Consider the following 13132-nt stretch of genomic DNA (forward strand, 5'->3'; position numbering starts at 1 on the left):
ACACTCTTAACGACCGCTTTCGAAAGGATTTTAAACTATGACCACCTTCTACACCGTCGTGAGTTGGCTGATCATTTTAGGCTACTGGTTGTTAATTGCCGGCGTGACATTGCGTATTTTGATGAAACGCCGTGCAGTTCCTTCCGCCATGGCATGGTTGCTGATTATTTATATTTTGCCGCTGGTCGGTATTGTCGCCTATTTGTCGCTAGGGGAGCTACACCTTGGCAAACGTCGCGCGGAGCGAGCGCGAGCGATGTGGCCTTCCACAGCAAAATGGCTGCAGGAGCTGAAGACCTGTAAACCCATTTTCGCTACCGAAAATAGCGATGTCGCTCGTGCACTGTTTCAGCTTTGTGAACGCCGGCAGGGTATCGGCGAGGTCAAAGGAAATCAATTACAGCTTTTGACCAGTTCTGAAGATGTTATGCAGGCAATGATTCGCGATATCCAGCTTGCGCGCCATAACATTGAGATGGTGTTTTATATATGGCAGCCCGGCGGGCTAGCGGATAAAGTCGCAGAATCCCTGATGGCGGCGGCGCGTCGCGGCGTGCACTGCCGGTTGATGCTGGACTCCGCAGGAAGCGTTGCGTTTTTTCGAAGCCCCTGGGTGAATATGATGCGCAACGCCGGCGTTGAAGTGGTCGAAGCCCTAAAAGTGAACCTGATGCGCGTTTTTTTACGGCGTATGGACCTGCGCCAGCATCGGAAAATGGTCATGATTGATAATTACATCGCCTACACCGGCAGTATGAATATGGTCGACCCACGCTACTTCAAACAAAGTGCCGGCGTAGGCCAGTGGGTCGATTTAATGGCACGCATGGAGGGGCCGGTCGCCACCTCAATGGGCATTATTTATTCCTGCGACTGGGAAATCGAAACCGGGAAGCGTATTTTACCGCCGCCGCCGGACACCAACCTAATGCCGTTTGAGCAGGCCAGCGGGCATACCATCCAGACTATCGCATCCGGGCCGGGTTTTCCTGAGGACTTGATTCACCAGGCGTTACTAACATCGGTTTATGCCGCCACAGAAAGCCTTATCATGACCACGCCCTACTTCGTGCCCAGCGACGATCTGCTGCACGCAATATGCACCGCAGCTCAGCGTGGAGTAGACGTTAGTATTATTATTCCGCGTAAAAATGACTCTATTTTGGTCGGCTGGGCCAGCCGCGCATTTTTTACCGAATTGCTGCTCGCCGGGGTAAAAATCTATCAGTTTGAAGGCGGTTTATTGCATACAAAGAGCGTACTCGTCGACGGGCAGTTGAGCCTGGTGGGTACCGTTAACCTGGATATGCGCAGCTTATGGCTAAACTTCGAAATTACGCTGGTTATTGACGACGACGGTTTCGGCGCCGATTTGGCGACGGTCCAGGATGATTATATTTCCCACTCACGGCAGGTAGATGAAACGCGCTGGTTAAAACGCCCGCTCTGGCAGCGAATAGTCGAGCGACTGTTTTACTTCTTTAGCCCATTGCTGTAAAACGAGCGCCACTCCCACATACGAATTAGACGGTTAACAGTATGGACATGGATCTAAATAATCGCCTGAGCGAAGATGAAACGCTGGAACAGGCCTATGATATTTTTCTGGAACTGGCGCCGGATAATCTGGAACCGGCCGATATCCTATTATTTAATCTGCAATTTGAAGAGCGCGGCGGCGCTGAACTATTTGATCCGTCTCCCGAGTGGGCAGAGCACGTGGATTATGAGTTAAATCCGGACTTCTTCGCAGAAGTCGTGATTGGGCTTGCCGATGAGGACGGCGGCGACATCAACGACGTTTTCGCTCGCGTGCTGCTATGCCGGGAGAAAAGCCACAAGCTATGTCATATCCTGTGGCGAGAAGAGGCCTGAGGCCGATTTGACCGTGTACGATACTGCCAGGTAATTACTCAGTTCGTACACTGTATTGATTTTACCAGGTGAATTTACCGCGTAGTCTTAGCCCGGTTCAGCTTCTGTTACCAACCGCAAAGTAAGGCTTGGCCCGATAAAACTCCGGTGCTCCGCACCATCTGTAACGCTGTATCACCAGCCAGCGCGTATAGCCATTTCGCTGCCCGGGCACCTCCTGGTTCCCACTGCTTTTCATTCGAGCGCCGAAGCGCCCGCTCTTTTACCCGATAAACGGATAAAGGAAACACCAAGGCTACCGCAGCCGTATTAAATACCCACCGCCGCAGGATGTATAACACTGCGCCCACGCGGCGATGCCGACGTCACGATAACGGGTCCACCTTCAGGCAGGAGACGGCATGCTGAAAGCTCCCTTCCAGCAGCGGCGCGGTTTGCGCGCACTCTACGCCGGCCTGGGGACAGCGGGTGCGAAAAACACAGCCGGATGGCGGATGGATCGGTGACGGTAATTCACCTTCCAGTAGCGCAATGCGTTTATCTCGCTCAATATCAGGGTCGGGAACGGGAACGGCCGACATCAGCGCCTGGGTGTAGGGATGCAGCGGACGTTGATAAACTTCGTCGTAAGTCCCAAGCTCTACGGCATGACCTAAATACATCACCAGAACGCGATCGGAAATATGTTTCACCACCGCCAGATCGTGGGCGATAAAAATCAGCGACAGCCCCATCTCCTGCTGCAACTCACGCAATAAATTCACCACCTGCGCCTGAATAGACACATCCAGCGCCGAAACCGGTTCATCGCAGATAACCAGCTTCGGCTCAAGGATTAGCGCTCGTGCGATGCCAATACGCTGGCACTGCCCACCGGAGAACTCGTGAGGATAGCGGTTGATTAAGTTGGGCAACAGCCCAACTCGTGCCATCATCGTTTTCACGCGCTCCGTTATCTCACGGCGAGGCATGCGCGGATGATAAGTCCGCAGCGGTTCGGCAATAATATCGCCGATGGTCATTCGGGGGTCCAGCGACGCCAGCGGATCCTGAAAAATCATTTGTATATCGCGCCGTACTCCGCGCCACGCCCGGGCGTCCAGATGCATAAGTTCCTGCCCAAGCCAGGCCACCCGGCCGCTTGTCGCTTTCACCAACCCAATTAGCGCCCTGGCGAGCGTCGATTTTCCACAGCCCGATTCACCGACAATCCCCAGCGTTTCTCCCTCATACAATCTCAGCGTTACGCCATCAACGGCTTTAAGGGTAGGTAGCGGCTGCCAAAACCAGCGGCGCCCGTCGCTGACAGGAAAGTGAACTTTTAAATCAGCAACTTCCAGTAAGACTTTACGCTCTGCGGTCATGATGCGTATTCCTCCAGCGGCCGAAAGCAGGCGCGTAACCGCCCTGCGGCAAATGCCTCCAGCGGCGGCGTTTGTTGGCAGCAGTTCATTTCATACGGACAGCGTGGCCGGAAAGGACAGCCCTGAGGAAGGCGCAGCAGATTAGGCGGATTACCTGGGATAGTCAGCAGCGCCTCGTCATCATTATCAAGACGTGGAATGGCGCTCAACAGGCCCTGCGAATAGGGATGCGTCGGCTGATAAAAAATATCGCGCGCGCTGCCATATTCCATTGTACGCCCGGCGTACATGACTAACACTTTATTGCAGATACCGGCAACTACCCCCAAATCATGGGTAATCATGACGATTGCAGTATTAAACTCATTCTGTAACTCATTTAATAGCTTAATTATTTGCGCCTGTACCGTGACATCCAGCGCCGTTGTCGGCTCATCGGCAATTAATAGTTTAGGGCGACAAAGCAGCGCCATCGCAATCATCACCCGCTGCCGCATTCCGCCGGAAAACTCGTGTGGGAACATGCGCATTCGCTTACGCGCTTCCGGCATTTTTACGGCATCAAGCATATGTACCGCTTCACTAAAAGCCTGCGTTTTGCTCATTTTTTTATGTAGCATTAACACTTCAATAAGCTGATCGCCGATGCGCATATAGGGATTTAACGACGTCATCGGGTCCTGAAAAATCATGGCAATTTGCTCTGCCCGGATCTTATTCATCTTTTTTCCGGCAGATTCAGGATATCTTTACCGTTAAAGCGCGCCGAGCCTGCGGCACGCCCGTTATTCGCCAGTAACCCCATTAGCGCAAACGCCGTCTGGGATTTCCCGGAGCCGGACTCACCGACAATCCCCAGCGTTTCCCCTGCTCGCAGCGTAAAATTAAGATCGTTAACCGCCGTCACATCACCATCCGGCGTCGAGAATGTAACGCTTAAATCTGTCACCTCAAGAAGCGGGCTCCCGCTATTGTTGCCTGTCATTTACGCGCTCCTTTAGCGGTCTTTCGGGTCCAGCGCATCGCGCAGGCCATCGCCAATAAAGTTAAAACAGAAAAGTGTGACAACCAGAAAGCCGGCCGGAAACAGCAATAGCCACGGGGAAACTTCCATCGAGTTTGCACCATTGCTTAATAATGCCCCCCAGCTACTAAGCGGCTCCTGCGTCCCTAACCCGAGAAAGCTAAGAAAAGATTCAAACAAGATCATCCCCGGCACTAATAATGAGGCGTACACCACCACTACGCCCAATACGTTCGGCACAATATGGCGTAACACAATGCCTCGGGTCGCAACGCCGCTCACCCGCGCCGCCTCAATAAACTCCTTACCTTTTAAACTCAGCGTTTGCCCACGAACGATGCGCGCCATATCCAGCCAGGACACCGCGCCGATAGCGACAAAAATCAGGAAAATGTTCTGACCAAAGAATGTCACCAGCAAAATCACAAAAAACATAAAAGGAAATGCGTTCAAAATTTCAAGCGTGCGCATCATCACCGCATCAATGCGCCCCCCCAGATAACCTGAAAGTGCGCCATACAGCGTACCAAGGAGAATAGCCACCAGCGCGGCCGCAATTCCGACCATCAGTGAAATACGCCCACCGATAGCCACGCGCACCAGCAGATCGCGCCCCGAAGAGTCCGTACCAAAATAGTGGCCCGATGCACTATCAGGCGCGGCCGACATCATCATCCAGTCGGTATCGTCATAGGTAAACGGCGACAAAAATGGCGCGATAATCACAAAGGCAGCAATCACTATTAGCGTCACCAGGCTGATTAACGCAGCGCGGTTATGTATGAAACGCCGGCGCGCATCCTGCCATAGGCTGCGCCCCTCTACGTCCAGTCGTTCATTTAAGTGTTCCAGTGCGGCGCTGTTATTATTCGTCAATCTCATAGTGATACGCCCTTACTTAGTAGCGAATTTTGGGATCGATCAGTGCATATAACACATCAACAATCGCATTGAATAAAATCGTCAGCGCCCCAACCAAAATTGTCAGACTCAGAACTAACGAATAATCACGATTCAGCGCCCCATTGACAAAAAGTTGTCCAATCCCCGGTAAACCGTAAATCGTTTCAATCACCATTGAACCGGTAATAATGCCGACAAACGCCGGCCCCATATAGGACAGTACCGGTAACAGCGCTGGGCGTAGCGCATGGCGCAAAATAATGCGCCATGCGGGTAACCCCTTTGCGCGGGCGGTACGAATAAAATGTGAGTGTAATATTTCAATCATGGAGCCACGCATTATGCGCGCAATACTGGCAATATAAGCCAGCGACAGTGCAATCGTTGGCAGTATCATGAATTTTGCCGCACCGCCGTTCCATCCTCCGCCCGGTAGCCAGCCCAATGTAATAGCAAAAATTAATACTAATAGCGGCGCTACGACAAACGCCGGAATAACCACACCGGTCATGGCAAAGCTCATGACCAAATAATCCCATAGACTATTTTGTTTTAACGCTGCCAGCGTGCCTGCACTTATTCCCAATACCACGGCCACCAAAAATGCGGCAAAGCCCAGCTTCGCCGACACCGGAAAGGCTGCGCCGACTAAATCATTTACCGAATAGTCTTTGTATTTAAAAGAAGGGCCGAAATCACCGTGCGCCAGTTGCTTCAGATAACTGGCATACTGCGTCAGAATGGGATCATTAAGATGATACTTAGCCTCAATGTTTGCCATCACTTCAGGTGGTAAATTACGCTCACCGGTAAAGGGGCTTCCCGGCGCAAGGCGCATCATAAAAAATGAGAGAGTAATCAAAATAAAGAGCGTCGGAATGGCTTCAAGTATGCGCCGTAATATAAATTTCAACATTGCTTACGCCTTTTATTGCGGCCTACGCGGCAAAATATCACCCCGCAGGCCGCTATTAATTAATGCTTAATAATGTACATGTCTTTGGTATAAGTATTATCTAATGCATCTTTACCGGTATAGCCCCCTACCCAGGGTTTAACTAACCGGGTATTTACGTAATAGTAAACGGGCACTATTGCTGAATCTTTATCCAATTGCTGCTCGGCCTGATTATATAACGCGGTGCGTTCACCATCGTCAGTGGTCTGAAGCGTTTTAGTCAGCAGTGTATCAAACGCCTTACTGGCATAATGCGCTGTATTATTCGAGCTATCTGACAGCATGGTGTTCAAAAATGAAGAAGGCTCGTTGTAATCCGCGCACCACCCAGCACGCGCAACGTCAAAATTCCCCTGATGCCGGGTATCCAAAAATGTTTTCCATTCCTGATTGACTAGTTTTACGTCGATGCCCAGATTTTTCTTCCAGATAGCCGCGGTAGCGATGGCCATTTTTTTATGCAGATCGGACGTGTTATATAGCAGATGAACGGTAAGCGGTTTTACCTTATCGAACCCTGCGGCACTCAGCAGTTTGCGCCCTTCTTCATTACGTTTCTGCTGGCTCCAGTTAAACCATTCCGGCACGGTCCATTTCGCACCGTCTGCGTAAGGTGGCGTATAGCCATAGGCGGGCAAGTCACCCTGATTTTTAACTTTATTCACGATAATGTCGCGATCAAGCCCTAACTTGAGTGCCGTACGCACCCGCACATCATTAAACGGCGGCTTCTTATTATTAATCTCAAAATAATACGAACACATATAGGGAGTAACGCGCAGCTCCTTAGGCAGCGTTTTTTTCAACATCTGGAACATTTCGACCGGCAAATAATTGTTGGTAACATCAATTTCGCCGCTGCGATAGCGGTTAACATCGGTAACTTCCGAAGCAATAGGCAGCCACGTAACCTGTTCAATTACCGTGCGTGCGTTATCCCAGTAAGCTGGGCTACGGGTCAGCACAATCCGTTCGTTCACAACCCAATCTTTCAGGGTATAGGCGCCATTAGTGATGATATTGGCAGGCTGCGTCCATTTTTCACCGAATTTTTCAATCGCCAATTTTGGCACTGGCGACATGGAAGGATGGATCAGTAATTTATAGAAATAAGGCACCGGCTCGCTGAGCGTCACCTGAAGCGTATGCGCATCCAGCGCTTTAACGCCCAGCGTTGAGGGCTTCATTTTTCCGGCAATTACCGCATCAACGTTCTCAATGTGCCCATATTGCAGGTAGCTCGCATAAGGCGATGCGGTTGCGGGGTCGGCTAAACGCTGCCAGGCGTATACAAAATCCTGGGCAGTGACGGGCTCGCCGTTTGACCATTTTGCCTCAGGGCGTAGATGGAATGTCCAAACTTTAAAGCCGTCATTCTCCCACTTCTGAGCAACCCCGGGGATGGGATGGCCTTGCGTATCCGAGATTATCAGCCCTTCAAATAAATCCCGGCTGATATTAGACTCAGGCACGCCCTCAATTTTATGCGGATCGAGAGATTGCACTTCGGAGCCGTTATTACGAACCAGCGTTTGCTTTTGCGCCAGGGCAGTGCCTGCAGGGATCTCTGCGGCCTGAGACTGGGCGCTAAACTGCGCGACGCTTAACAGAACGGCGGCAACGGGAGTGATGTTAGTAATAAACTTCATGATATAGATGCTCCATTCATTATTATTTTCACGATTAACGAGCTAGTTGTGTTTGTATACATTTTTATTTTCAGCGCCAGATGAAAATGTATAGCCAGCCGATGGCCCTACCCATCGCAACATTTATCTCTTAAAGTTACGCATGAATAGGTTTTTAATTTTGCTACATGGAAAATTGTTAGCCTAAAATACAAAAGCATCTTTATCGGAAGCTACCAAAAGCATCGTAAACACGCCAATCTATTTTTCAATTTTGTTAATTATTTCCCCATAATCAGCTTTTTCAGCAAACCGTAAAGCCATCACCTAGAAATTAACCATAAAAATCAATACAATGAAACCTAAAATTGACAATGATTTACAAACAAGAAGAGTGAAAACAACACAATAAATTTAACAAATACTTTTTTGCAGATATCCGATCTAATGGCTGACCGATTTATGCGGAGAATATGCTGGTGACGGGCGTTAAAAAAGGAAGATTATAAAAACCTAATTTTGGACAATCTTTTCTGAGCAAAAATGGCTGGGCGGCCACATCGCCGCATATTCGTTAACTGAGCAACCCTGGAAAAATACCTTTTATTCCAGTGACAATAAACTCGATGCCCAAAGCCATAAGTAAAAGACCCATAATGCGCGTTACGACATTAATGCCGGTCTGACCGAGAAGGCGTACCAGCCATGGCGCTATGCGAAATAGCAGCCAGCAACACGCTGCGAAGACTGCGATTGCAGTCGCAAAACCTAGCAAATGAGGCCAGTTATGATATCGCGTTCCCCAAACGATGGTTGAACTGATAGCGCCCGGCCCCGCCATTAGCGGCAAAGCTAAAGGAACCACGCCAACGTTTTCGCGGATAGCCGTTTCTGATTTTTCCTGATTGTTTTGTTTGTCCTCTCCCAGTTTGCCACTGATCATCGACATGGCAATCGACACCACCAAAATCCCCCCTGCTATGCGAAAAGAGTCAATAGAAATGCCGAACAACTGCAATATAGCATCCCCCAGAAATAGCGAACTCCAGAGAATAATAGCAACAGAGAGGTTAGCGGTTAGATTGGTGCGATGCCGGGCCTGCGCGCTTTGGTAGCTGGTCATACTGATAAAAACCGGGATGATACCCACCGGATTTACCAGCGCAAAAAGCCCAATGAAAAACTTAAAATAGGTCGCTATATCGAACACCGTTCGACGCTCCGAATAAATGGTGAAACACGCACAATGTAATTGAAAAAAAGGGCTTATGTCATTTCCTTTCTCTATTTTATCTCTGGGAAAAAGCGGATTACGACCAATTATTCTCTTCAGATGTCACAGCCCCTCACTCCTGATGAATACCACTTAATGCGTGCACTTAGTGCAAAAAATAAACAAAAAGCCTTGCTGAATGGTGTCAGCATCGCGTATATTTGAAGTGCATCACAAAACAATTACTCACAAGTGAGTAACCTTATCGACAGCAGCAAAAACTCTGACTTCGGTAAAAAAGAGGCCGATAAGGCTCTTTTAGTAAATTAATTGGCGCCCGCCATCGCCTGCCCCGGCAGAATCGATGGCTATACTCTAGGTAGTGGCAGCTGATTTAGTAAAAGAGTTTAACATTCATCAGGAGAGTATTATGGCCGTTACAAACATCGCTGAACTGAACGCTCTGGTTGAGCGCGTCAAAAAAGCCCAGCGTGAATACGCCAACTTCACTCAGGAACAAGTTGATAAAATTTTCCGCGCTGCAGCGCTGGCTGCAGCAGACGCGCGCATACCGCTGGCGAAAATGGCCGTTGCCGAGTCGGGCATGGGGATTGTGGAAGATAAAGTGATTAAAAACCACTTTGCGTCCGAATATATCTATAACGCCTATAAGGATGAGAAAACCTGCGGCATTCTGGATGAAGATGAAACTTTCGGTACCATCACTATCGCCGAACCAACCGGTATTATCTGCGGCATCGTTCCGACAACCAACCCGACCTCTACGGCGATATTTAAATCTCTTATTAGCCTTAAAACCCGTAATGGCATTATTTTCTCCCCGCACCCGCGCGCTAAAAATGCCACGAATAAAGCGGCGGATATCGTACTGCAGGCCGCCATCGCCGCGGGCGCGCCAAAAGACATTATCGGCTGGATAGATGAGCCTTCTGTAGAACTGTCTAATGCTCTGATGCACCACCCGGATATCAATCTTATTCTGGCTACCGGCGGCCCGGGAATGGTAAAAGCGGCTTACAGTTCAGGTAAACCGGCCATCGGCGTTGGCGCCGGAAATACCCCGGTCGTTATCGATGAGAGCGCCGACATTAAGCGCGCCGTGGCCTCTATTTTGATGTCTAAAACGTTTGATAACGGTGTTATCTGTGCCTCAGAACAATCCGTGGTTGTCGTTGACTCAGTCTACGATGCGGTGCGCGAGCGTTTTGCCACACACGGTGGCTATCTGCTGCAGGGTAAAGAGTTAAAGACCGTGCAGGACATCATCCTGAAAAACGGCGCGTTAAACGCAGCCATTGTCGGCCAACCGGCGGTTAAAATTGCCGAAATGGCAGGTATTAATGTACCGGCCAGCACGAAAATTTTGATTGGCGAAGTTAAACTGGTGGATGACAGCGAGCCTTTTGCACATGAAAAACTGTCGCCTACGCTCGCTATGTACCGCGCTAAAGATTTTGAAGATGCAGTTGATAAAGCCGAAAAACTGGTTGCGATGGGGGGCATTGGTCACACATCTTGCCTGTATACCGATCAGGATAACCAGCAGTCCCGCATTACCTATTTCGGCGATAAGATGAAAACGGCGCGTATTTTGATTAATACCCCGGCTTCCCAGGGCGGGATAGGCGACTTGTATAACTTCAAACTGGCGCCATCTTTAACGCTGGGCTGCGGTTCATGGGGCGGCAACTCTATTTCCGAAAACGTCGGGCCGAAACATCTTATCAATAAGAAAACCGTGGCTAAGCGAGCAGAGAATATGCTGTGGCATAAACTTCCTAAATCTATCTACTTCCGTCGCGGGTCCTTACCCATTGCGCTGGATGAGGTCGTTTCCGACGGCCATAAACGTGCAATGATTGTGACTGACCGCTTCTTATTTAATAATGGCTATGCCGATCAAATCACTTCCGTGCTGAAAGCCGCGGGCGTGGAAACGGAAGTATTCTTTGAGGTTGAAGCCGATCCTACGCTGAGCGTGGTGCGTAAAGGGGCCGAGCTGGCGAACTCCTTCAAGCCAGACGTCATTATCGCGCTGGGCGGCGGCTCCCCGATGGATGCTGCGAAAATCATGTGGGTAATGTATGAGCACCCGGAAACCCATTTCGAAGAACTGGCTCTGCGCTTTATGGATATTCGCAAACGTATCTATAAATTCCCGAAAATGGGCGTAAAAGCCAAGATGATCGCAGTAACAACGACATCCGGAACGGGCTCAGAGGTGACTCCGTTTGCCGTTGTTACCGACGATACCACCGGCCAAAAATATCCGCTGGCGGATTATGCACTGACTCCCGATATGGCGATTGTTGACGCTAATCTGGTGATGGATATGCCAAAATCCCTGTGCGCCTTCGGCGGACTGGACGCGGTAACCCATGCGCTTGAAGCCTATGTCTCTGTATTGGCCTCAGAATTTTCTGACGGTCAGGCACTGCAGGCGCTGAAATTGCTGAAAGAATATTTGCCGGCTTCTTATCACGAAGGTGCGAAAAACCCGGTAGCCCGTGAACGCGTACACAGCGCAGCAACCATTGCCGGCATTGCCTTCGCAAACGCCTTCCTGGGCGTATGCCATTCTATGGCCCATAAACTAGGCTCTCAGTTCCATATTCCTCACGGTCTGGCAAACGCGCTGCTTATCTGTAATGTCATCCGCTATAACGCAAATGACAATCCGACTAAGCAGACCGCATTCAGTCAGTACGATCGCCCGCAGGCGCGTCGTCGTTACGCTGAAATTGCCGACCACCTCGGTTTAGGCGCACCAGGCGATCGCACCGCCGCTAAAATCGAGAAATTGCTGGCGTGGCTGGATGCCCTTAAAGCAGATCTGGGGATCCCGAAATCAATTCGCGAAGCTGGCGTTCAGGAAGCCGATTTCCTGGCGCAGGTAGATAAACTGTCGGAAGATGCGTTTGACGATCAGTGCACCGGGGCTAACCCGCGTTATCCGCTAATCGCTGAACTGAAGCAAATCTTACTCGATACCTACTACGGCCGTGAATATAACGAAGGCATCGACACAGCCTCCAGGCCCGTGGCTGCGCCTGCCAAAGCGGACAAAAAGAGTAAAAAAACAGCTTAATAAGATAAACTAAACCCCGGCTGAGGCCACCTCCCGAGGAGGTGGCCTTTTTTATTCCTTTTTATAAAACCTATCCCGTAAGCGTAATGACCTGCCCGCTCGGATACTGCCTGGCGATACTAAAATTCATTTTGTTATTCTAATAGCGAAGAAAAAAATCACTATAGCCAGAACCTAAAGCTTCCCTGCACACAGGATATTGCCACTTCCCGGAGCGCTGGTCCCCCCAGAAGCTTGTATTGAGCTCCTGAACACCACTTCGTGAAACGTTTAGCGACGACCCGGGGTTTTGAGTAAGCGGTGCCAAAGTTGAGCCGTTAAATCTAAACGCCGGGCACCCCATGGAAATATCGCTAATCATTTACGCGCCGTGAGCGGTTACCTGCCGCAATCGGCGCCTCCTCTATAAAAGCAGGTTTTACCATTAACGGAAATTTACGCGTTGAAGGCCCGGTGATTCCCCGCTCTCCGATTCCTTTTATAGAGTAACGCCCGATGCCACTCACGATATTTTAATATGCGGCTCTGGAACAAAATTAGCGCAACGTTGACAGGAGGCGATTTTGAACCTCTACGAGAAATCACTATCTTCAGAAATGGCTGACTATCAATAGATTTTGCTGCTGATCTACTTTTAGAACGCGAGCGGGCAAAACGTCCAATATCTCTTTTTAAACATTTAGGCACAGCCTTATAACTCGATATGAAAGACGGCTTTGGTAGAAAGAACCCGTTAAGCACGATAGCGTGCGTTAACGCGAAAGTTGGCTGAATAATGGGCGTGGTGTTAGCCGCTTTTTCATTGGAGCCCTACTTGGTATGCTCTTTTGATGTAAGCCGGCTATGGCCCTCACCCTGCCCCTGAAACTTTTTATGGCATGCCGTCTGACAGGTCAGTTCTCATAGCAGCAGGCGCTCGCTGAACCCCGTGCATCAAAATACGTCGTAACAGCCCTGTACCGCTCGCTAAGCCACCGTAATAAAGATAATCGCGTTATGCCATAAACTGCGGTTCGCAAAGCTGCGCGTATCGCAACCGACACTGGTCTGGCGGCAGA

Annotated in this window: 8 protein-coding genes and 1 pseudogene; 3 read left to right on the forward strand and 6 right to left on the reverse strand. The window is 49.9% G+C overall.

What is annotated here, in order from left to right; all coding sequences use genetic code 11:
- Nucleotides 1–37 precede the first annotated feature (37 nt).
- Nucleotides 38–1498, forward strand: a complete 1461-nt coding sequence (gene cls, locus SFA31_RS15380) for a cardiolipin synthase (RefSeq protein ID WP_322838771.1) — start codon at nt 38–40, stop codon at nt 1496–1498.
- A gap of 41 nt (nt 1499–1539) precedes the next feature.
- Nucleotides 1540–1875: an HI1450 family dsDNA-mimic protein gene (locus tag SFA31_RS15385; RefSeq protein WP_322838772.1), complete on the forward strand. Its 336-nt coding sequence runs from the start codon at nt 1540–1542 to the stop codon at nt 1873–1875.
- Between the two features lie 365 nt (nt 1876–2240).
- Here SFA31_RS15385 and oppF read toward each other — a convergent pair whose 3' ends face one another.
- The 6 genes and pseudogenes from oppF to SFA31_RS15415 form a co-directional block, all read right to left on the reverse strand.
- Nucleotides 2241–3239: a murein tripeptide/oligopeptide ABC transporter ATP binding protein OppF gene (gene oppF / locus SFA31_RS15390; protein WP_322838773.1), complete on the reverse strand. Its 999-nt coding sequence runs from the start codon at nt 3237–3239 to the stop codon at nt 2241–2243.
- Nucleotides 3236–4224 (reverse strand): annotated as a pseudogene (locus SFA31_RS15395) (ABC transporter ATP-binding protein). The gene oppF and the pseudogene SFA31_RS15395 overlap by 4 nt, the downstream one beginning before the upstream one ends.
- 12 nt (nt 4225–4236) lie before the next feature.
- The gene (gene oppC, locus SFA31_RS15400) at nt 4237–5145 is read right to left on the reverse strand and encodes an oligopeptide ABC transporter permease OppC (protein ID WP_322838774.1); all 909 of its coding nucleotides are present in this window, start codon (nt 5143–5145) and stop codon (nt 4237–4239) included.
- 16 nt (nt 5146–5161) lie between these two features.
- A complete protein-coding gene (gene oppB / locus SFA31_RS15405) occupies nt 5162–6082 on the reverse strand; it encodes an oligopeptide ABC transporter permease OppB (RefSeq protein WP_322838775.1) in 921 nt (306 codons plus the stop codon).
- A gap of 59 nt (nt 6083–6141) precedes the next feature.
- The gene (gene oppA / locus SFA31_RS15410) at nt 6142–7764 is read right to left on the reverse strand and encodes an oligopeptide ABC transporter substrate-binding protein OppA (protein ID WP_322839393.1); all 1623 of its coding nucleotides are present in this window, start codon (nt 7762–7764) and stop codon (nt 6142–6144) included.
- Nucleotides 7765–8326: 562 nt separating this feature from the next.
- Nucleotides 8327–8962, reverse strand: a complete 636-nt coding sequence (locus SFA31_RS15415) for a YchE family NAAT transporter (protein ID WP_322838776.1) — start codon at nt 8960–8962, stop codon at nt 8327–8329.
- Between the two features lie 433 nt (nt 8963–9395).
- On the opposite strand from SFA31_RS15415, the gene adhE reads away from it, so the two are divergent.
- Nucleotides 9396–12074, forward strand: a complete 2679-nt coding sequence (gene adhE / locus SFA31_RS15420) for a bifunctional acetaldehyde-CoA/alcohol dehydrogenase (RefSeq protein ID WP_322838777.1) — start codon at nt 9396–9398, stop codon at nt 12072–12074.
- Nucleotides 12075–13132: the final 1058 nt, after the last annotated feature.

The organism is Erwinia sp. HR93 (assembly GCF_034555055.1).
Taxonomy (GTDB): domain Bacteria; phylum Pseudomonadota; class Gammaproteobacteria; order Enterobacterales; family Enterobacteriaceae; genus Apirhabdus; species Apirhabdus apintestini.

Excerpts from the sequence above, each read along its gene's own strand:
- cls (WP_322838771.1), top strand. The coding sequence starts at position 38 with ATGACCACCTTCTACACCGTCGTGAGTTGGCTGATCATTTTAGGCTAC.
- SFA31_RS15385 (WP_322838772.1), top strand. The coding sequence starts at position 1,540 with ATGGACATGGATCTAAATAATCGCCTGAGCGAAGATGAAACGCTGGAA.
- oppF (WP_322838773.1), bottom strand. The coding sequence starts at position 3,239 with ATGACCGCAGAGCGTAAAGTCTTACTGGAAGTTGCTGATTTAAAAGTT.
- oppC (WP_322838774.1), bottom strand. The coding sequence starts at position 5,145 with ATGAGATTGACGAATAATAACAGCGCCGCACTGGAACACTTAAATGAA.
- oppB (WP_322838775.1), bottom strand. The coding sequence starts at position 6,082 with ATGTTGAAATTTATATTACGGCGCATACTTGAAGCCATTCCGACGCTC.
- adhE (WP_322838777.1), top strand. The coding sequence starts at position 9,396 with ATGGCCGTTACAAACATCGCTGAACTGAACGCTCTGGTTGAGCGCGTC.